The 18,698-nt window shown below is 67.4% G+C and carries 20 protein-coding genes and 1 pseudogene; 15 read left to right on the top strand and 6 right to left on the bottom strand.

The annotated features are described in order from the left end of the window. A complete protein-coding gene (locus tag H4F99_RS14110; RefSeq protein ID WP_246372243.1) occupies positions 1-1,923 on the top strand; it encodes a M61 family metallopeptidase in 1,923 nt (640 codons plus the stop codon). 16 nt (positions 1,924-1,939) lie between these two features. Here the strand turns inward: H4F99_RS14110 and yjjJ are convergent, their stop codons facing one another. Together yjjJ and H4F99_RS14100 are read right to left on the bottom strand one after the other, a co-directional pair. Next, a complete protein-coding gene (gene yjjJ / locus H4F99_RS14105) occupies positions 1,940-3,322 on the bottom strand; it encodes a type II toxin-antitoxin system HipA family toxin YjjJ (protein ID WP_182670595.1) in 1,383 nt (460 codons plus the stop codon). A 222-nt stretch (positions 3,323-3,544) separates the two neighbouring features. Further along, entirely contained in the window at positions 3,545-7,294 is a 3,750-nt protein-coding gene (locus H4F99_RS14100; protein ID WP_182670593.1) for an indolepyruvate ferredoxin oxidoreductase family protein, read from the bottom strand. Positions 7,295-7,620: 326 nt separating this feature from the next. On the opposite strand from H4F99_RS14100, the gene H4F99_RS14095 reads away from it, so the two are divergent. The 8 genes from H4F99_RS14095 (at position 7,621) to H4F99_RS14060 (ending at position 12,440) form a co-directional block, all read left to right on the top strand. Beyond that, positions 7,621-8,019: a hypothetical protein gene (locus tag H4F99_RS14095; RefSeq protein ID WP_182670591.1), complete on the top strand. Its 399-nt coding sequence runs from the start codon at positions 7,621-7,623 to the stop codon at positions 8,017-8,019. 436 nt (positions 8,020-8,455) lie between these two features. Further along, positions 8,456-9,250, top strand: a complete 795-nt coding sequence (locus H4F99_RS14090; protein ID WP_182670589.1) for an SGNH/GDSL hydrolase family protein — start codon at positions 8,456-8,458, stop codon at positions 9,248-9,250. 58 nt (positions 9,251-9,308) lie between these two features. Continuing rightward, positions 9,309-9,782, top strand: a complete 474-nt coding sequence (locus tag H4F99_RS14085) for a TlpA family protein disulfide reductase (RefSeq protein WP_182670587.1) — start codon at positions 9,309-9,311, stop codon at positions 9,780-9,782. A gap of 89 nt (positions 9,783-9,871) precedes the next feature. Then, the gene (locus tag H4F99_RS14080) at positions 9,872-10,072 is read left to right on the top strand and encodes a hypothetical protein (RefSeq protein ID WP_182670584.1); all 201 of its coding nucleotides are present in this window, start codon (positions 9,872-9,874) and stop codon (positions 10,070-10,072) included. Positions 10,073-10,150: 78 nt separating this feature from the next. After that, positions 10,151-10,816 (top strand): hypothetical protein, encoded by a 666-nt coding sequence (locus H4F99_RS14075; RefSeq protein WP_182670582.1) that lies wholly within the window; start codon positions 10,151-10,153, stop codon positions 10,814-10,816. A gap of 129 nt (positions 10,817-10,945) precedes the next feature. Further along, positions 10,946-11,443, top strand: a complete 498-nt coding sequence (locus tag H4F99_RS14070) for a hypothetical protein (RefSeq protein ID WP_182670581.1) — start codon at positions 10,946-10,948, stop codon at positions 11,441-11,443. A gap of 45 nt (positions 11,444-11,488) precedes the next feature. Beyond that, positions 11,489-11,974, top strand: coding sequence for a hypothetical protein (locus H4F99_RS14065; protein WP_182670579.1), 486 nt, complete (start codon positions 11,489-11,491; stop codon positions 11,972-11,974). A 34-nt stretch (positions 11,975-12,008) separates the two neighbouring features. Then, positions 12,009-12,440, top strand: a complete 432-nt coding sequence (locus H4F99_RS14060) for a VOC family protein (protein WP_182670577.1) — start codon at positions 12,009-12,011, stop codon at positions 12,438-12,440. Positions 12,441-12,483: 43 nt separating this feature from the next. Here H4F99_RS14060 and arsB read toward each other — a convergent pair whose 3' ends face one another. Genes arsB through H4F99_RS14045 form a run of 3 tightly spaced genes read right to left on the bottom strand, consistent with a single transcriptional unit; the run spans position 12,484 to position 14,416 of the window. Next, positions 12,484-13,518, bottom strand: a complete 1,035-nt coding sequence (gene arsB, locus H4F99_RS14055; RefSeq protein ID WP_182670636.1) for an ACR3 family arsenite efflux transporter — start codon at positions 13,516-13,518, stop codon at positions 12,484-12,486. A gap of 13 nt (positions 13,519-13,531) precedes the next feature. Continuing rightward, the gene (locus H4F99_RS14050) at positions 13,532-14,050 is read right to left on the bottom strand and encodes an arsenate reductase ArsC (protein ID WP_182670575.1); all 519 of its coding nucleotides are present in this window, start codon (positions 14,048-14,050) and stop codon (positions 13,532-13,534) included. 36 nt (positions 14,051-14,086) lie between these two features. Then, positions 14,087-14,416 carry an ArsR/SmtB family transcription factor gene (locus H4F99_RS14045; protein WP_182670573.1) on the bottom strand — a complete coding sequence of 110 codons (330 nt, stop codon included), beginning with the start codon at positions 14,414-14,416 and terminating at the stop codon, positions 14,087-14,089. A gap of 152 nt (positions 14,417-14,568) precedes the next feature. Between H4F99_RS14045 and H4F99_RS14040 the strand changes: the two genes are divergently transcribed. The 6 genes from H4F99_RS14040 to H4F99_RS14015 all read left to right on the top strand — a co-directional run bounded on the left by H4F99_RS14040 (position 14,569) and on the right by H4F99_RS14015 (position 17,690). Continuing rightward, entirely contained in the window at positions 14,569-15,261 is a 693-nt protein-coding gene (locus H4F99_RS14040; RefSeq protein ID WP_182670571.1) for an alpha/beta hydrolase, read from the top strand. Positions 15,262-15,296: 35 nt separating this feature from the next. Then, a complete protein-coding gene (locus H4F99_RS14035; protein ID WP_182670570.1) occupies positions 15,297-15,692 on the top strand; it encodes a GFA family protein in 396 nt (131 codons plus the stop codon). A 40-nt stretch (positions 15,693-15,732) separates the two neighbouring features. Continuing rightward, positions 15,733-16,164 carry a GNAT family N-acetyltransferase gene (locus H4F99_RS14030; protein ID WP_182670568.1) on the top strand — a complete coding sequence of 144 codons (432 nt, stop codon included), beginning with the start codon at positions 15,733-15,735 and terminating at the stop codon, positions 16,162-16,164. A 218-nt stretch (positions 16,165-16,382) separates the two neighbouring features. Next, positions 16,383-16,943, top strand: coding sequence for a hypothetical protein (locus H4F99_RS14025; protein WP_182670567.1), 561 nt, complete (start codon positions 16,383-16,385; stop codon positions 16,941-16,943). Further along, positions 16,940-17,383 (top strand): hypothetical protein, encoded by a 444-nt coding sequence (locus H4F99_RS14020; protein WP_182670565.1) that lies wholly within the window; start codon positions 16,940-16,942, stop codon positions 17,381-17,383. Before H4F99_RS14025 ends, H4F99_RS14020 begins: the two co-directional genes overlap by 4 nt. Positions 17,384-17,396: 13 nt before the next feature. After that, on the top strand, positions 17,397-17,690 hold the full coding sequence (locus H4F99_RS14015; RefSeq protein ID WP_182670563.1) for a putative quinol monooxygenase: 294 nt from the start codon (positions 17,397-17,399) through the stop codon (positions 17,688-17,690). 105 nt (positions 17,691-17,795) lie between these two features. Here H4F99_RS14015 and H4F99_RS14010 read toward each other — a convergent pair. After that, positions 17,796-18,572: pseudogene (locus tag H4F99_RS14010) on the bottom strand (NAD(P)/FAD-dependent oxidoreductase); the annotation flags it as partial. Positions 18,573-18,698: the final 126 nt, after the last annotated feature.

The following is an 18,698-nucleotide window of genomic DNA, read 5'->3' as shown; positions in this document are numbered from 1 at the left end:
ATGTCCCTGATCCGTCCTGCCCTGCTGGCCGCCGCCCTGATCGCCTCTCTGGCCGTCCCTGCGGCGGCGCAACCGGCTCCCGTGCCTGCCGCCGACTGGGGCACGCCCGCCGTGCCGGCATCGGCCTGGCCGGGCACGATCGCGCTGGAGGTCGATGCCACCGATACCGCGCGCCGCATGTTCCGCGTGCGCCAGCGCATCCCCGTGCAGGCCGGTCCGTTGACCCTGCTGTTCCCCAAGTGGATCCCCGGCAAGCACCGCCCGGATGGGCCGATCCACAAGCTCGCCGGCCTGCGCATCACCGCCAACGGCCAGCCGCTCGCATGGACGCGTGACCCCAACGAGGTCTTCGCCTTCATGCTCGACGTGCCCGCGGGCGTGTCCATGATCGAGGTCGCGTTCGACATGCTCACCCCCACCGCGCCCGACCAGGGCCGGGTGGTGATGACGCGCGACCTGCTCAACCTGCAGTGGGGCACCGTGCTGCTGTATCCGGCCAACACCGCCGCCGACCAGCTGCGCTACGCGCCGATCCTGACCCTGCCCACCGGCTGGCAGGCCGGCAGCGCGCTGGAACTGCAGGCACGCACCGGCGACACCCTGCGCTATGCCGAGGTGGACCTCGAGACGCTGCAGGACTCGCCGGTGTTTGCCGGCCGCCACCATCGCCGCTTCGAACTCGACCCCGGCGCCTCGCGGCCGGTCCACCTCGACGTGTTCGCCGATTCGCCGCGTTACCTCGCCGCCAGCGACGCGCAGCTCCGCAAGCACCGCGAACTGGTGGAGCAGGCCTACACGCTGTTCCGCTCGCAGCACTTCGATCGTTACGACTTCCTGTTCTCCCTGTCCAACCACCTTGGCGGTATCGGCCTGGAGCACCATCGCTCCAGCGAGAACGGCCTGCCCCCCGGCTATTTCACCGACTGGGACGCGCAGCCCGCCGGCCGCGACCTGCTCGCGCACGAATTCGTGCACTCCTGGAACGGCAAGTTCCGCCGTCCCGACGGCCTGGCGACGCCGAACTTCCAGGTCCCGATGCGCGACGAGCTGCTGTGGGTCTACGAAGGCCAGACCCAGTACTGGGGCATGGTGCTGGCTGCGCGTTCCGGCCTGTGGACGCGCGACGAGGCGATGGGTGCGCTGGCGCTGGTGGCGTCGACGTATACGGTCGACCGCCCCGGCTTCGCCTGGCGCAACCTGCAGGACACCACCCACGACCCGATCATCGCCGCCCGCCGGCCGCAGGCCGCGCGCAGCCACCAGCTCAGCGAGGACTACTACAACGCCGGTGCGCTGCTGTGGCTGGCGGTCGATGCGGAACTGCGCGACCGCTCGCGCGGCCGCCGCTCACTGGACGACTTCGCCGCGCGCTTCTTCGGCATGGACGACGGTCAGTGGCAGGTGCGCCCCTACGACTTCGACGACGTCGTGGCGACCCTCGATGACGTCGTCCGCCATGACTGGGCGTCGTTCCTGCGCGAACGCCTGGACGCCAACGCGCCACCGCTGGACGGCCTGCCCGCCTCCGGCTGGCGACTGGCCTACCGCGACACGCCGACGCCGTACCACAAGGCCGTGCAGGCGCAGCGCCAGATCGCCGACCACACCGCCTCGATCGGCCTGGTGCTGTCGGCCAAGGACAACCTGGTCAGTGCCGTGCGCTGGGATGGCCCCGCCTTCGACGCGGGGGTCACCCAGGGCAGCACGCTGCTGGCAGTGAACGGCTACGCCGCCGACCCCATCGTGCTCGAGGACGCGATCAGGGCCGCCCAGACCGACGGCAGCGCGATCGAACTGCTGGTCCGCCACGGCGAGGTCATCCGCACCGCCACCCTGGACTACCGCGACGGCCCCAAGTACCCCGTGCTCGAGCGCCTGCCCGGCACCGCCGACCGGCTCTCGGACATCCTCGAGGCGCGCTGAGCGCCGCGGGGGGGGCTCAGCCCTCGAAGCGTTCCAGGAGGCGCGCAATCCGTTGGGCGTTGCCCGCCGCAACCGCGCGGAACGCAGGTTCGATGCGTGCGTCCTCCTGGGCGCGCTGCCACAGGGCCAGGGCGGCGTACCCGGCCCAACGCCAACTGACCATGTCTCCGGTCGGCAGCGGGAGGTCGTAGGGGCGTTCATGCACCGTGCCACCGGCACCGGGACGGTAGTGCATCGGCAGCATGTCGTACGCGGGTGCGAGCCTGACCTGCAACTCCCCGGGCTCAGTGAAGAAGCTCAAGTTGCCGAAGTGCATGTCGGTGTTGCCGATGAAGCGGCCAAACAGGTGCAGGCGCAGGACCCGATTGACATCTTCCGCGGACACGATGCCCTCGCGCTGCAATGCGATGGCGGACGCCGGCCAGTGGTTCGGATCGCCGCCGACATAGGCGGTATCCAGCGCGCGCAGGGTCACGGTGCCGAGGCGGCCACGCTGCGGCGTGCGGTCGAAACGGGTGGACTGCAGGAAGCGCCAGCCATCGCTGTCGATCACTTCGCTGACCGCCGCTTCAATGCCGTTTTCCGCCAATACGTCCCCGGCCAAGTGTTCGCAGGCCAGCAGGTTCACCCAGCGCCGTGCGGTTATGTTGGCGGGGTCATGGCGAGCGAACTTCACGATCACCGAAGCGCGCGCATGATTGCCGACGTCGAGTTCCGCGGTGAACTTGGGCTGCTCACCGCCGGCCGATGAGCCAGCGGCATCGCCCGCCTCTGCTTGACGCGCACGTTCCGGGTAAGCCCGTGCACGCTGCGCTGGTGCAATGAGCGTGTCGGGATCGTCGAACAGGGTGCCAACCAAAGCCTGCTCGAGCGCGCTCTCCCCGAGCACAAGGTTGCCGGGTAGGTCATCACCCCGCCGCAACAGAGCAATCAGCACGTCATCGGCAGACCAGTCCTCGGGATTCTCCGAGATACCCAACTCCATGGCGTGGCGCCTGGCAAGTGCGCGGCCTAGAAAGCCCTGCGGGCGCAGGTCATACAAAAACCATGGAAGGTCAGGGTACTCACCGTTCGCGAACTCGTCATGCCGGTACAGTGGCAATGACCGCTCCGATTCCAGTAACCAGCAGCCGTGAAGCGCATGCAGTCTGCCCAGCGGATCCGGTTGGCCTTTATGGTTGACGCGAAACAGCGGCCATTGGCTGCCGTTGCGCCCCACCTCGCGTGCCAGCGCGTAGCGGCTGGCACGCGCGCGTCCGATGCGGACCACCGCCTCACCCAGATCGGCGAGTGCACGGGATATCGTCGGTTGACTGACGCCGAGTGCCGCCGCCAGTGCGGCTGATGTTCGCGGGCCGCGGCGTAACAGGGCCTCAACGGCTTGGCTATGGGATGGCATAGCCTTATTTGAATCTATCTATGAATAGATAGTCAAGGTCTAAAGGCTTTCAAATAAGCGCCTTAGGCCATCTTTTACCGCTGAGCGACGGGAATCATGAATAGATTTTTCAGTCCCAATGAAAGGCGGCGCGTCAATCCCTATCTGCGCATCTTGAGATTGAAGGTGGAGACAGAAGCCCCGCGTGCGAGGCTTCTGTCCACGCGGCTCGGTGTGGCGGGCTTAGGCCACCTTCACCACCCGCAGCGGGTTCTTCCACTCCGCCAGCAGCTCCGTCTCGCGCGCCTTCGCCTTGTGCAGGTGCGCCTCCTTCACGTGGCCGTAGCCGCGGATGTGCTCCGGGATCGACGCGATCTCCGCCGCCAGGCCCACGTTGCCCGCATCCAGCGCGGGCAGCAGCGACTCGACGGTCTGGAAATACTCGGCGATCAGCCGGCGTTCCATCTTCCGCTCCTCGGTGTAGCCGAAGATGTCGAAGGTGCCGCCGCGCAGGCGGCGCAGCTTCGCCAGCCACTTGAACGCAGTGAACACCCACGGGCCGTACTCGCCCTTCACCAGCTCGCCCTTCGCGTTCTTCTTCGCCAGCAGCGGCGGCGCCAGGTGGAACTTCAGTCGGCTTTGGATCGACTTGCCGTCGCCGTCGAACTGCTGCTCCAGTCGGCGGATGAACTCGCCGCTGGTGTACAGGCGCGCGACTTCGTACTCGTCCTTGTAGGCCATCAGCTTGAACGCATAGCGCGCCACCGCCTCGGTCAGGTCGGTGCTGCCTGGTGACTTGCCCTGCTCGGCGTCGCGCACGCGGCTGACCAGGCTGCTGTAGCGCGCCGCATAGGCCGCGTCCTGGTATTCGGTCAGGAAGGCCACGCGGCGGGCGATCAGCTCGTCCAGCGAGCGCGACAGGCGCTCGTCGTCCAGCGGCAGGAAGGCGACGCTGTCGGCATCGGACTTCGCCGTGCCCAGCGCGTTCGGCAGGTGGCGCAGCTCGTCCTCGTCGCGGGTCGCGCGCGGCGCGGAGGTCGCGCCCCACTCGGTGTTCTCCCACGCCCCCGGCTCCAGCATCGGCAGCACGGTGGTGCCGCCGGTGGCCGCCGCCGGGGTCGGGGCGATGCCGGCCGCGGCCAGCACCGCCGGCAGGTCGATCGCGGCCAGGCGGCCCCAGGCGAACGCGGTCTTGTTCATCTCGATCGCAGCGCCGTTGAGTTCCACCGCGCGCATCAGCGCGTCGAAGCTGATCGGCACCAGGCCCTGCTGCCAGGCGTAGCCGAGCAGGAACAGGTTGCTGCCGATGGCGTTGCCCAGCAGCGCGGTCGCCACCTGGGTGGCGTCGACCACGTGCGGCTTGTGAGTGGCACGCCCGCCATCGCCCATGGCGGTGGTGATCGCCTGGATGATCGCGTTCGCCGGGAACTCCATGTCCGGTCGGGTCGTGAAGGTGCCCGGCATCGCCTCGTAGCTGTTCAGCACCACGTGGCTGCGGCCCTCGCGGATCTTCGACAGCGCCCAGTAGTCGTTGACCACCACCATGTCGCAGCCCAGCACCAGGTCGGCTTCGCCCGCCGCGATGCGCACCGCATGCAGGTCGTGCGGCGTTTTCGCGATGCGGATGTGCGTCGTCACCGCGCCGCCCTTCTGCGCCAGGCCGGTCTGGTCGAGCACGGTCGCGCCCTTGCCTTCCAGGTGGCCGGCCATGCCGAGCAGCGCGCCGATGGTCACCACGCCGGTCCCGCCGACGCCGGTGATCAGGATGTTCCAGGGCTGCTCGAGCGCCGGCAGCACCGGCATCGGCAGGTCCTTCAGGCGGTCCTTCGCGTTCGATGCGGCCCCGCTCTTGTCAGACACTCCCTTCCTGAGATCGCCACCCTCGACGGTCACGAAGCTCGGGCAGAAGCCCGTCACGCAGCTGAAGTCCTTGTTGCAGTTGCTCTGGTCGATCTCGCGCTTGCGGCCGAACTCGGTTTCCTTCGGCAGCACCGACACGCAGAACGACTTCTTGCCGCAATCGCCGCAGCCTTCGCAGACCAGCGAGTTCACGACCACGCGCTTGGCCGGGTCGACCATCTTGCCGCGCTTGCGGCGGCGGCGCTTCTCGGTGGCGCAGACCTGGTCGTAGATCAGGACGCTGACGCCCTTCACCTCGCGCAGGCGCTTCTGCACGTCGTCGAGTTCACGACGGTCGAAGAACTCCACCTCGGACGGGAACAGCTCGCGCTTGCGCCACTTCGATACGTCGTCGGACACCACCACGATGGTGTGCACGCCTTCGCTGCGGACCTGCTGCGCGATCTGCGGCACGCTCAGGGTGCCGTCGACGGGCTGGCCGCCGGTCATCGCCACCGCGTCGTTGTAGAGGATCTTGTAGGTGATGTTCACGCCAGCCGCAATCGACTGGCGGATCGCCAGCGAGCCGGAGTGGAAGTAGGTGCCGTCACCGAGGTTCTGGAACACGTGTGGCGTGTCGGTGAACGCGGCCTGGCCCGCCCAGGTGACGCCTTCGCCGCCCATGTGGGTGAAGGTGTCGGTGCTGCGGTCCATCCAGGTGACCATGTAGTGGCAGCCGATGCCGCCCAGCGCGCGCGAGCCTTCCGGCACCACCGTGGAGGTGTTGTGCGGGCAGCCCGAGCAGTAGTGCGGCACGCGCGGGAACTGCGCACGCGGCAGCGCCAGCGCCGACTCCTTCTGCTCCATCCAGCGCAGGGTGTCGCGGATGTGCTCACTGTCGTGGAACTTCTGGATGCGCCGCGCGATCACGCCGGCGATGCGCGCCGGGGTCAGCTCCGAGGTCGACGGCAGGATCCACTCGCCGCTCTCGTCGTACTTGCCGACGATGCTCGGACGTGCGCCATCGAAGTTGTAGAACAGCTCCTTCATCTGGCTCTCGATGAAGGCGTGCTTCTCCTCCACCACCACGATGTCCTGCAGGCCGCGCGCAAACGCACGGATGCCCACCGGTTCCAGAGGCCAGGTCATGCCGACTTTGTAGACGCGGATGCCGAGGTCGGCGCAGGCGCGCGCGTCCAGGCCCAGGTACTCCAGCGCCTGGAGCACGTCGAGGTAGCTCTTGCCGGTGGTGACGATGCCCAGCCGCGGGTTCGGCGAGTCGACCACGATGCGGTCGATGCCGTTGGCGCGGGCGAAGGCCTGCGCGGCCTTCACCGCGTACTGGTGCAGGCGCATCTCCTGGTCCATCGGCGGGTCGGGCCAGCGGATGTTGAGGCCACCGGGCGGCATGTCGAAGTCGTCCGGGGTGACGATCCGCAGCGCCAGCGGGTTCACGTCCACCGAGGCCGAGGACTCCACCGTCTCGGCGATCGTCTTGAAGCCCACCCAGCGGCCGGTGTAGCGGCTCATCGCCCAGCCGACCAGGCCCATGTCCAGGATGTCCTGCACGCCGGCCGGGTTGAGGATCGGCATCATCGCGCTGACGAACTCGTGCTCCGAGCCGTGCGGCAGGGTCGAGCTGCGGCAGGCGTGGTCGTCGGCCGCCAGCGCCAGCACGCCGCCGTGCGGCGAGGTGCCGGCGGCATTGGCGTGCTTGAACACGTCGCCGGTCCGGTCCACGCCCGGGCCCTTGCCGTACCACATGCCGTACACGCCCTGGACCTTCGCGCCCGGGAACAGGTTGGTCTGCTGCGTGCCCCAGACCATGGTCGCGCCCAGGTCCTCGTTGAGGCCCGGCTGGAACTTCACCCCGGCATCGGCCAGGTGCTTGCGCGCCCGCCACAGCTCGAGGTCGAAGCCACCCAGCGGCGACCCGCGGTAGCCCGAGATGAAGCCCGCCGTTTCCAGCCCGGCCGCCTGGTCGCGCAGCCGCTGCATCAGCGGCAGGCGGACCAGCGCCTGCACGCCCGACAGGTAGATGCGCCCCGATTCCCGCGTGTACTTGTGCTCCAGCGTGTAGTCCGGGTCGTTCACCCCGTTGGTCAGCGAGGTGTTGGCCGAAGCCGGATCGGAAAGTTCGGACGTGCTGGTCATGCGTGGCTCCGGGCGGGGGGTCGCCTGTGGCTGGGGGTCGCCCGGCACCCGGCGCCGCGGCCTGCCGACGGGGTCGACGGGCACGGCGAGAGGCAAGGCAGAGTCGGCGCAGTATAACAATGCGACCTTCGTCGGCTGGGGAGGCCGACGGGATGCGGCGGCAGGGGCAAGGGCGCGGCGCCGCAGCGGGGGAGGGCGGGACCCGGGATGATCCGTAGTAGATTCGGGTCAATAGCGCCCCGGCAGCGGGGTGATACTCAACGAATGCTTCGTTCTGGAAGCGTATTAGGCGTTAGGCCTTAGCTGTGGCAACCCAAGGAGGTGACATGAAAATCGCTCTTTCGCTTCTGGCTGCCCTCTTAGCATCACCGTGGGCTCATCAAGCAATTGCAGCAAACGGCGGGCGTTGCCTTTCACCACAGAGCGTCTCGCTCTCATGGAACGGCGAGCATGTCTCCAAATGGATTGTGACTGAGAATGAGATAAAGCAGGTTGAACTGCCTAATGGCTATAGCCTAGGCATCAAAATTGGGGCTACAAGCGAGGATCATACGGTTGAAATCTCGCTATATGACATGAACACATCCGAGGCAACTCAACTGACCCGCACCTATGGCGGTACGAACTCACAGCAGGGTTACGGTGCCCGTGGCGGAGCCGACCGTGTAGAAGAACTCGGCACGCCAGGTATCCTCCTTGAGCTGACGAAGCCGGACTGTGATTAGCTGTCTTCGATTGGTCTGCAGGCTAAGCCCGAACAAGTCATTCAAGCCGAAGCCGCTTCGCGGGTCGGCTTAATTCAGGTTTTAGGTCTCAGCAGCAATAATGTCGCAACCGGAAATCTACTGTCCCATATGTGAGTGGCGTCCGGCAGGCGAAGACCGCTGGCTTTGCACTCGTGCCAACTGCGGAACCGTCTGGAACACTTTCTGGACACGTGGTGTCTGTCCTGGTTGCAGGTACCAGTGGCGCAACACGGCTTGCCTGGCTTGCGGTGAATTCTCACCTCATGAAAGTTGGTACCACTATCCCTCTCCGGCTGAAAATCAGCAGGCAGAGGCTCCGGCGAAGGTTGAAGCTTGACTATTCATTCAAGCCGGCGCCGCTTCGCAGCTCGGCTTGGCTCCGGCGTTAGCTGCCTTTAGCTGACATATGCATCCCATGCGGCTCCTGATCATCATTCTTGTCTTGATATCAATTCCGTGTAGGGCGGCGAACCCACCAGAATCGCAGCAGTTCGTGCTGTTTGTAGGAAATAGCCTGACGTACGTCGGAAATACGCCGGCCGTGTTCGACGCGCTTGCTGCCGCAAATGGCAAGAGTGTCGAAAGCGACATGATAGTCCAAGGTGGAGCAACACTTGCTCAGAGAGTAAATGACGGCTCTGTTGCCCGCGCCTTGGAGACCAAGCGATATGACGCCGTTGTCCTTCAGGAACGCGGCGGCGATCTTTTGTGTTCGTTTGGCCCTGCGTGCTGCTTGGAGTCGCGTAAGGCCATCAAGTCGCTCGCGTCGCTGGCCGCGGACTCAGGCACCAAGGCGTATCTGCTGGGAAGCTACCAAGGCAACCCGTCTGCTTCTCAAGCATTGGTATCCGCTGAGTCTGCTGCCGCCGTCGAGGCCGGTATTTCGTACCTCGAAGTTTCGGAAAAGCTTCAGGTGCTACGTTCTACCCCTCAAGAATTTGCATGGACGGACCCTGATGGGGTGCACCCTGGCCCGGGTATTGCGTTGCTGAATGCGGCAGTTCTGTATCAAGCGCTGGCCGGCACAGCGCCAGTGCCTTCCACCTTCACCGTGAATGCCCCAATCTACGAAGCTACCAGCGGCTTGACCGAATCCGTTCGAGGGGCAGCAGACCCACCGCCGCTGACAACCACTCCGGCATCAGTCACGTACCCAGAAGAACTGGTGCATATTGTTGTGGATGCGTTGCCGGTCCCCGCAGGCAGCTAGCAGTTCATTCAGCCCGAAGCCGCTTCGCGAGCCGGCATAACCCAGGCGTCATACGGACATGAAAAACGTCGCACTGTTCGGCTCCCTCCTTCTCATCGTCGCCATTCTCGCCGGTGCTTATTACTTCGGGCTGTTCGCCCCAAGCTCTGATGCCTTGAAAGGCAGGCCTATCGACGAGACAGCCATGATCGACCTGTCCGGCCAGAAGCGGTCATTTGCTGAGCTGCGTGGCCAACCCGCCACCCTCTACTTCTGGGCCACGTGGTGCAAGCCATGCCTCGAGACCCTCTCAGCACGCGCGAAAGAGACGCCCTCGCCGGAAGAGAACTTCATCACGGTGGCATTGGAAGACGATCCCGAGAGGGTCGCCGCGACGCTCGCGAGAATTGGCTACCGTGGACCGTCCTGGGTCGCCACCGATGGCATGTCGCTCATCCAGCGCCGCTATGCGGGCAATGACAAGCGGGCAGTGCCCTTCATCGTCGAGCTTGATGAGGAGGGGCGTATCCTCGCATCGAGTTATGGCGAGTAGTGCGCACAGTTCATATACGCCAAAGCCAGTTCGCGGCCCGGCCTGATTCAGGCATCGAACCATACCGACCGAACCCTTGGAGGCACCTGGTGGGAACACTCAGCTCTTTGCATTGGATCGTCCTGTTCTTTTCGGGAGTGCTTTTCGTGCCGCCGGTGTGGCGGATTCTGCAGCGGACGGGGTTCTCGGGTGCGTGGGCGCTGGTGGCGCTCATTCCGATCGTCAACATCCTGCTGCTTTGGGTGTTCGCGTTCTCCCGTTGGCCTCGTGAGCAGCAGGGTGAGGCCTGACAACGCGTTCCAGCCGGCACCGCTCCGCCGCGCAGGCCGGTCCCATACCCGACCCCTCCCCACCCGCCAGGCACCACGATGACCGACCCCCAAGACAACATCACGTCCGATATGCACGCCAACCTCATCCGCGACGTTCGCTGGCTCAAGGTGTACGCGCTGGTCACGACGGTCGCGCTCGGCGCCGTGGCATTGACCGCCGCCCGGTCCCCGGACAGCCAGGCCGAACTGACGGTGGAGCGCATCAACGTGGTGGACCCTTCGGGGGTGGCGCGGCTGGTGATCTCCAACGCCGAGCAGTTCCCGTTGCCACGGCTGGGCGGGAAGGAATATCCGCGCGCCGTGCAGCCGGCGGGCATCGTCTTCTATGACGCCGAGGGCAGCGAGGTCGGCGGCCTTGCGATCACCGACGCGGAGATGGGCAATGTGTCGGCACTGGCGTTCGACTATCCGAACTACGATGCGATGGGGATGGTGACCCGGGTCAGCCCGGATGGCAGCGACGCCGTTGCCGGGATCCACATCAACTCGCGTCCGCCCGCGGACCTGGACGTGATCGGGGCCAGCAAGGTCGTCGAGCGGCGCATCGCGATCCACAACCAGAACGAAGACGCCGAGATCCTCCTCGCCGATCCGCAGGGCCGCACGCGCATCCGGCTGCGGGTGGACCAGCACGGGGAGGCCGGTATCGAGGTGCTCGACGCGGACGGCGCGGTCACCTTCAGTACGCAGGACGGCGCCTGACCGTCCGCATCGTCTTCGGCTTCGACGATCGCGTCATCCGGATTGATGTCCCGGGTCTGTAGTACCGTCATCCGATCGATCCGACCCCGCTCTTCGGCGCGGTCGAAGGGCCGCCAGGGAGGTAGGGCAATGAGGACCGCACACATGCTGATGGCCGGCTTGGCCACGGCCCTTGCGGGTATCGGGAGCGCCGCTGCCGCGTCGCCGCCCGTACCCCCCGCGGTCGTGGAGCACGGCGCGTCCACGGTGACGATGGACCCCGTCAAGGTCCGCGCTCCGCATTGGCGCGATATCCGCGGGGCCACGGACCAGTGCGTCGACGCGCGTTTCCTGCGCGGATGGCGCGAGGATGGCGAGGGGCTGGTGGTGGAGGTGTCGCCGAGGCGGCACGCCGGGAATCGCTACTACCGGGTGGAGACCGTCGGCTCCTGCCCGGATCTGGGCGGCGCCCATGCGATTCAGTTGGCGTCCAGGAACCGCGGCGCAGCGGTGTGCGGGCGCCCGGGCGACAAGGTGGTGTTGCTCGACCACGTCTCCCAGGGCCTCGCCGCGATGGGAACGTTGCCCACCGGGGCGTTCTCGAGAGGCTGCGAGATCAGTCGCGTGGTGCCGATGCCGCGCCATTGAGCGCGAGGCGCCCGTCCCCACCCGCACCCAACCCCCGGGAACTGCATGCCCTTTACCCCGTTCCACCTCGGCCCCGGCGTCCTGTTCAAGGCCATCGGCGGGCCGCGTTTCAGTTTCATGGTCTTCGGTGGCGCGCAGGTCCTGATGGACATCGAGCCGCTGCTCGGCCTGCTGGGCCATTGGCCGGCCGTGCACGGGGCCAGCCATACCGTGCCGGGTGCGCTGGTGATCGGGACGATCGCCGGTGCGATCGGGCGACCGGTCAGTGCGCGGGTGCTGCGCTGGCTGCGCGTGCCGCACGCGCCGTTTACGTGGACGGCGTCGTTCGTCGGCGCCTATGTCGGCACGTTCTCGCACGTGCTGTTCGATGCCTTGATGCATTCGGACATGTCGCCGGCGTGGCCATTCGCCGGCGGTAACCCGCTGTTGGGGCAGGTCGGAACCGGGCCGCTGCACCTGGCCTGCATGCTCGCGGGCGTGGTCGGCGCGCTGGGCGTGGCCCTGAGGTGCAGGGCCGGGCGGAAGGCCTGACAATGCCTGCGGACCGACGCGGAGGCGTCACGCCATGAAGCTGCTGGTGAACATCGACGTGCCGGACCTGGAGGCGGGCGAGCGTTTCTATTGCGCGGCCTTCCAGCTGGCGCCCGCGCGCCGTTTCGGCGCCGACGGGGTGGAGTTGCTGGGTGCGGACTGTGCGATCTACCTGCTGGCGAAGGCGGCGGGGACGGCCCCATCGGCGACCGGCGGTGAGCGGTCATATGCGCGGCACTGGACGCCCATCCATCTGGACATCGTGGTCGACGACCTGGAGGCCGCGGTCGAGCGTTCGCTGCACGCCGGGGCGATCCCGGAGCAGCCGATCCGCACGGCGTCCTGGGGACGGATCGCCGTGATGGCGGATCCGTTCGGCCACGGCTATTGCCTGATCGAGTTCTCGGCGGCCGGCTACGATGCGATCGCCTCCGCGACGGACTCGCCCGACGCTGCCGGCGCTTGAGCAGTTGGCCCACGCGCGATGACCGCCCTCACCCGCTGCGCCGTTACGGTGTCGCCAGCCGCCGCTCGTACCAGCCGCGGCTGCGGTTGACGATCCGCACCACCGACAGCATCACGGGGACTTCGATCAGCACGCCGACCACGGTGGCCAGTGCCGCGCCGGAATGCACGCCGAACAGGGCGATTGCCGTCGCCACCGCCAGTTCGAAGAAATTGCTCGCGCCGATCAGGGCCGAAGGCCCGGCCACGCAGTGGGCCACGCCGAAGCGGCGGTTGAGCAGGTAGGCCAGTGCGGAGTTGAAGTAGACCTGGACCAGGATCGGCACGGCGAGGATCGCGATGACCAGCGGCTGCTCGATGATCTGGCGGCCCTGGAAGCCGAACAGCAGCACCAGCGTCGCCAGCAGGGCGGCCAGCGAGAGCGGACCGAGACGGGCCAGCACGGCGTCCAGACGCGCCTGTCCGCCGTGGGCCAGCAGCCAGCGGCGCAGCCCGGCGGCGAGCGCCACGGGCACCAGGATGTACAGCGTGACCGAGAGTGCCAGCGTGTCCCAGGGCACGGTGATCGACGACAGGCCGAGCAGCAGGGCCACCAGCGGCGCGAAGGCGACGACCATGATCGCGTCGTTGAGCGCGACCTGGCTGAGGGTGAAGTTGGCGTCGCCGCGGCACAGGTGGCTCCAGACGAAGACCATCGCGGTACAGGGCGCCGCGGCCAGCAGGATCAGGCCGGCCATGTACGCGTCGACCTGGCCGGGCGGCAGCCAATCGACGAACACGTGGCGCAGGAACAGCCACCCCAGCAGCGCCATCGAGAATGGCTTGACCGCCCAGTTGACGAACAGGGTGACGCCGATGCCGCGCCAGTGCTGGCGGACGTCGCGCATCGCACCGAAGTCCACCTTCAGCAGCATCGGGATGATCATCAGCCAGACCAGCGCCGCGACCGGCAGGTTGACCCGCGCGGCCTCCATCCGGCCGAGGGCCGCGAAGGCCTCCGGCAGCGCGTGCCCCAGGGCCGTGCCGACGACGATGCACAGCGCCACCCAGGCACTCAGGTAGCGCTCGAACCGCCCCATCGCCGGCGTTGGATCAGCCATGGTCGGCGACGACGTCGTCCGGCTCCACGAAGCCGATCCGGTCGAGCGAGTCCTTGAGCGCGGCGCGGTCGTTCCAGGCCTCGGCGGGGAGGGCGAGGAAGGCCTGCAGACGCGCCTTGACGATGGCGTGGGCCTCCCGGAAGGCCGCCTGCCGGGCGTCGTCGTCGCCGTCGACGGCGGCCGGGTCGGGCAGCCCCCAGTGCACGCGGAGGAAGTCGCCGAACACCACCGGGCAGGTTTCGGCCGCGGCCGAGTCGCAAACCGTGACCACCATGTCCAACGGAGGCGCCCCGGCGGTGGCGAACTCGTCCCAGGACTTGCTCCGCAGGCCGGCAGTGGCGATGCCCTCGGCCGCGAGCTGGCGCAACGCGTGCGGGTTGACCGTGCCGGTGGGCTGGCTGCCGGCGCTGAGGGCCTCGTAACGGGTGCCGGCCCAGGCACGCAGCGTCGCCTCGGCGAGGACGCTGCGGGCCGAGTTGCCGGTGCAGAGGAAGAGGACGCGACGTTTCATCGACGGGTTCCGGGAGAGCGGTGGAGGGAAAGGAGGTCAGCAGCGAGCGGGCGCGACGCCGGTATCGCAGCGCGTGTCCGCCGTGCCGGCGCAGCAGTTGTGGGTCAGGTAGGCGACCAGTGCGTTCATCGCATCGAACCGGGCCCGGTAGCAGACCTTGCGCCCCTGCGGTTCGCCGTCGATCAGGCCGGCGTGCACCAGCTCTTTCAAGTGGAAGGACAGCGTCGCACCTGGCACGGCCAGGGCCTCGCCGATCTCCCCGGCCATCCGGCCGTCGGGGCCGGCTTCGACCAGCAAGCGGAAGATCGCCAGCCGGGTGGCGTGGCCCAGGGCGGTCAGGGCGGCGATGGCCTGATTCGTTTCCATTGATCTAGAATAATGGAATTAATGTCATCGTCAAGCGTCCGGTGATTCGACGGGCCCAGCGATGCCCCGTCGCCAAGACGGCATGGCGTTCCGCTGCCTGTGCGATAAAGGGAGCGTCATCAGGGCGCGTTCGGACGGGTGAAGGGCAACCCATGAAGGCCGGTTTGTTTCTGTCTCTACTACTCGCATCCGGCGGGGCGACGCACGCAGGCAGCGTCCGCACGGATGTTCTGGACGCGCCAGACACGACGCAGGTCCATCTCATCTACCTGCACGGGCGCATCATCGAGAACGCGGGCCCGCGCCCGACCGATCCGCGCTTTGGCCTGTACGACTACCCTGCCGTGCTGGACGCGCTTTCGGCGCGGGGTGCGGTGGTGATCTCGGCGCCGCGGCCGCCGGGGACGGACATGGCGGCTTACGCCGGCGTGGTGGTGTCGCAGGTGGAGTCGCTCATTGCCCGGGGCGTGCCGCCCGGGCGCATCGCCGTGGTCGGCTTCTCGAAGGGCGGCGGCATCGCGACGCGGGTCTCCAGTTACCTGCGCCGGCCCGAGGTGCGCTTCGTCCTGCTCGCGGCGTGCCTGGGCGGGCCGGTGCCGTCCCACCTCCGACTGACGGGCCGTGTGCTGTCGATCCACGAGATCAGCGACGACCTGGCCGGCAGCTGTGCGCCGCTCGCCCGCCAGCCCGAGCCGCCGCGGGTGTTCGAGGAGATCGAGATCAACACCGGCAAGCAACATGGGGCGTTCTACCAGCCCCTTCCCGCGTGGATCGACCCGGCGCTGGACTGGATCCACGACGGAGGGCGACCGGATGCCGCCGCGACGGAACCAACATCTGAATGACGGGTGCTGACGTCCCGCTTCCCCAGGAGAGAGCCATGAACGGAACATGCTTGTGCGGTGCCATCGAAGTCACCGTACCCGACTGCGATGAGATCGCGCTCTGCCATTGCGCGATGTGCCGGCGCTGGTCGGGCGGGCCGATGTTCGCCGTGCATGGGGGCGCGAACGTCGCGTTCAGCGGCGCGGAGCCGGTGCGCTACCGGTCGTCGGACTGGGCGGAGCGCGGGTTCTGCGGCGCCTGCGGCACCCACCTGTTCTACTGCCTGCTGCAGAACGGCGAGTACGCGTTGCCGGCTGGACTGTTCCAGGATCGCGGGTTCACGCTGACCACCGAGATCTTCATCGACGAGAAGCCGGGGTTCTACGCGTTTGCCAACGACACGCGGAAAATGACCGGCGAAGAGGCGTTCGCCGAGTTCTCACCCGACTGAACGCGGCACGCCGCCGCGACGCCCACCGGAGCCTCATGCCATGGACCTCCTGCACATCAGCACCGACGCCGCCGAGCTCGACGTCGACCTCATCCATCGGTTCCTGTCCGGGCAGACCTACTGGGCGCGCGATATCCCGCGCGCGCTGGTCGAGAAGGCGATCGCGCACTCGCTGTGCTTCGGTGGCTTTGTCGGCGACCGGCAGGTGGCCTTCGCCCGTGTCGTCACCGACCAGGCGACCTTCGCCAATCTCGTCGACGTGTTCGTGCTGCCGGAGCATCGCGGCCACGGCCACTCGCGGACGCTGATGGACGCGGTCATCGGCGATCCGCGCCTGCAGGGCCTGCGCCGCTTCACCTTGGCGACCGGCGATGCCCATGGCCTGTATGCGCGCTATGGCTTCACCGCGCCGAGCCACCCTGAAACGCTGATGGAGCGGTATTTTCCCAGGCTGTACGCAGACGCGGGCTGAAGTTCCTCGCGACGTCGCCCGGCGGCGCTGGAAGACTCCCGGCTGGCCCCGTCAACGCCGCACGGCCCGTCGGGTTTCTTTGCGTCTTGCCCACGGCAGGGTGTCCAGGCGACGCGCGGGACGCTTGATCGTTTCGATGTGGGCACGCATGATCGGCTTGGGCCGCGTGCGATATCGGAAGGACTGACGGCCCCGGACCGTCACCCGGAAAGGACACCATGATGCCGACCCTGCGTTTCGCCCATCTCGTACTGCTCGCGCTCGCCCTGGGATCGACCGCATGTGCGTCGATTCCGCTGTCGACGGCGTGGCGGCTTTCGAACGTCACACCGGACACGTTCGCGCAGGTGGACCCGTTGGCGGTCCGGGTGAAGGTGTCGGTGCCTGATGGCTTCGAGCTCGATCTTGCAAGCGCCGAACTGAAGGTGTCCGTTGCCGGCGAGTCCGGTCCGCCGGTGACCCAGCAGCTCGGGTTGAGGCACCTCCAGACGCTGTCCGAGGCGCGATCGACGGGTTTCCTGAGTACGGGCGTCCCGGTCACCACATACCTGTTCGCGCTGGACGATGAAGGTGCAGGCCACCTCGCCGACGTGCAGCATCGGCTGCAGGCGGGGACTGCGGGTTCACTGGCGCTGGAAGTTGAATCCCGCTTCGCGAAGACCCCGCCCGACCCGCGCGAGGTCACCTTCTGGATCGATCTGAAACTCGCGCCCGACGCGGCGTTCTTCCCGCTGGTCGACGGCGCCACGATGGCCTTCGAGTACAAGGATCCAGGATGAAGCGTCTCTGCATTGCCCTGACCGCCGCGGGCACGCTGCTCGCACCGGTCCACGCCGCCGACAGCGACCGCGGCGAGCGGCTGTTCGCCGAGTACCAGACGCGCGAGCGGGCGTTCGATCCGGATGCCGCCGACCTCTACTGCGACACGGCGCTGATCCGCAACGTGCGCACCTATCCCGACGGCCAGCAGCGAACGCTGGAACTGCCCGCGTCGCAGTACAAGGGGCTGATCCGGCAGGCCATGCCATTGGCGAAGGCGCGCGGCGACGGCAACACCTACTCGGACATCGCGTACGCCCCGGAGGGCGACGGCGTGCGCGTCACCGCGAGCCGCTACTCGCTGCTCAAGCACTACAGCAGCCCGATCTCGATCCTGATTGGCGACTGTGGCGCGGGCGAGTGGGGCATCCTCGAAGAACTCAGCGAATCGCGACCCTGAGGAGGCGACCGCCATGCACGGCCTGATCGGCAAGATCCGCTGCACACCCGGCCAGCGCGACGCGCTGGCATCGATCCTTCTGGATGGGACGGCCGCGATGCCCGGCTGCATCGCCTATGTCGTCGCCCGCGATCCCGGCGACGACGACGTGCTCTGGATCACCGAGGTCTGGACCGATGCAGCGAGCCACCAGGCCTCGCTGTCGCTGCCCGCCGTGCAGGACGCCATCGCCCGGGGTCGCCCGCTGATCGCCGGCTTCGAGCAGCACGTGGTGACGGAGCCGCTGGGTGGCGTCGGGCTGCCGTAAAGCCGGATGCCGGACTACACCCCGCTGAGCTTGAGCTCCCGATGTGAGGTCGCGCAGTCGCGCAAGTACAGGTTGATCAGGCTCGGGTAAGGGATGCGGGCCGGCCTATCCCCGCTCGAAGGAGAACAGCCGGCGCAGCGGGTGGGGGCGCTTTTCGATGGTCGCGCGCAGCAGGCCGGCGCCGATCGCGGAGTAAGTGATGCCGTTGCCGCCGTAGGCCATGGCGAACAGCACGCGCGGTCCCCACTGGGGATGGGCGCCGAACCGCGGCAGGCCGTCCGGGGTTTCCGCGAACGTACCGGCCCAGGCGAATTCCGGCTGCAGCGGCAGGTCCGGGAACAGGGCGGCCGCCTTGCGGGCCAGTTTTCGTGCCTTGCCCGCGACTCGCGCGTCGCGCCGCTTGGGGATATCCACGGCGTCATCGGCGCCGCCCACCATTAGGCGGTGGTCGGGCGTCGTACGGAGGTAAAGATAGGGACGGGCGGTTTCCCACACGAGGGTGCGTGACAGCGCCTGCAGCCGCGCCGCCGGGAGCGGGGCGCTGACGAAGGCATAGCTGCTGCGATTGCGCGCCACCCGTTGCCGCAGCCAGGCCTGGCTTTCGTAGCCGCACGCGAGGACCACCTGGCCGGCGCGGACCGTCGCGCCCGAGGCGAGTTGCAGGGTGACGCGGCGCCTGCTGGCCTCGATGCCCACGACCGTCTCGTGGTCGTGGACGACTGCGCCGCGGCGGACGATGTCCGCGAGCAGGCGGTGGGCGAACCGGTAGGGGTCGACCTGGGCCGCCTTCGCACTGAGGATGGCGGCAGGCGCACTGAAGCCGTACGCGGCTTCGATGTCCGCCGGCGCGAGCCATTCCACCTCGAGTCCATGCCGGCGACGACAATCACATCGCCTTATTAATCAATTGGTTGCGGTGCTAAACGCCAGAAATGCCCCCATAAATACCCCCAGAACGCATCGACTGGTCCTAACGCCTAATTCGTCTCGATCTTAGCGCTCCTCCGA

Source organism: Marilutibacter penaei, from assembly GCF_014145395.1.
Taxonomy (GTDB): Bacteria; Pseudomonadota; Gammaproteobacteria; order Xanthomonadales; family Xanthomonadaceae; genus Marilutibacter; species Marilutibacter penaei.
Note: the sequence above shows the minus strand (reverse complement) of the source record. Positions and strands in the feature narration are given on the sequence as shown.

Excerpts from the sequence above, each read along its gene's own strand:
- H4F99_RS14065 (WP_182670579.1), top strand. The coding sequence starts at position 11,489 with ATGCCCTTTACCCCGTTCCACCTCGGCCCCGGCGTCCTGTTCAAGGCC.
- arsB (WP_182670636.1), bottom strand. The coding sequence starts at position 13,518 with ATGGGGCGGTTCGAGCGCTACCTGAGTGCCTGGGTGGCGCTGTGCATC.
- H4F99_RS14040 (WP_182670571.1), top strand. The coding sequence starts at position 14,569 with ATGAAGGCCGGTTTGTTTCTGTCTCTACTACTCGCATCCGGCGGGGCG.
- H4F99_RS14045 (WP_182670573.1), bottom strand. The coding sequence starts at position 14,416 with ATGGAAACGAATCAGGCCATCGCCGCCCTGACCGCCCTGGGCCACGCC.
- yjjJ (WP_182670595.1), bottom strand. The coding sequence starts at position 3,322 with ATGCCATCCCATAGCCAAGCCGTTGAGGCCCTGTTACGCCGCGGCCCG.
- H4F99_RS14100 (WP_182670593.1), bottom strand. The coding sequence starts at position 7,294 with ATGACCAGCACGTCCGAACTTTCCGATCCGGCTTCGGCCAACACCTCG.
- H4F99_RS14095 (WP_182670591.1), top strand. The coding sequence starts at position 7,621 with ATGAAAATCGCTCTTTCGCTTCTGGCTGCCCTCTTAGCATCACCGTGG.
- H4F99_RS14085 (WP_182670587.1), top strand. The coding sequence starts at position 9,309 with ATGAAAAACGTCGCACTGTTCGGCTCCCTCCTTCTCATCGTCGCCATT.
- H4F99_RS14075 (WP_182670582.1), top strand. The coding sequence starts at position 10,151 with ATGACCGACCCCCAAGACAACATCACGTCCGATATGCACGCCAACCTC.
- H4F99_RS14035 (WP_182670570.1), top strand. The coding sequence starts at position 15,297 with ATGAACGGAACATGCTTGTGCGGTGCCATCGAAGTCACCGTACCCGAC.
- H4F99_RS14070 (WP_182670581.1), top strand. The coding sequence starts at position 10,946 with ATGAGGACCGCACACATGCTGATGGCCGGCTTGGCCACGGCCCTTGCG.
- H4F99_RS14090 (WP_182670589.1), top strand. The coding sequence starts at position 8,456 with ATGCGGCTCCTGATCATCATTCTTGTCTTGATATCAATTCCGTGTAGG.
- H4F99_RS14015 (WP_182670563.1), top strand. The coding sequence starts at position 17,397 with ATGCACGGCCTGATCGGCAAGATCCGCTGCACACCCGGCCAGCGCGAC.
- H4F99_RS14030 (WP_182670568.1), top strand. The coding sequence starts at position 15,733 with ATGGACCTCCTGCACATCAGCACCGACGCCGCCGAGCTCGACGTCGAC.
- H4F99_RS14110 (WP_246372243.1), top strand. The coding sequence starts at position 1 with ATGTCCCTGATCCGTCCTGCCCTGCTGGCCGCCGCCCTGATCGCCTCT.
- H4F99_RS14025 (WP_182670567.1), top strand. The coding sequence starts at position 16,383 with ATGATGCCGACCCTGCGTTTCGCCCATCTCGTACTGCTCGCGCTCGCC.
- H4F99_RS14060 (WP_182670577.1), top strand. The coding sequence starts at position 12,009 with ATGAAGCTGCTGGTGAACATCGACGTGCCGGACCTGGAGGCGGGCGAG.
- H4F99_RS14050 (WP_182670575.1), bottom strand. The coding sequence starts at position 14,050 with ATGAAACGTCGCGTCCTCTTCCTCTGCACCGGCAACTCGGCCCGCAGC.
- H4F99_RS14020 (WP_182670565.1), top strand. The coding sequence starts at position 16,940 with ATGAAGCGTCTCTGCATTGCCCTGACCGCCGCGGGCACGCTGCTCGCA.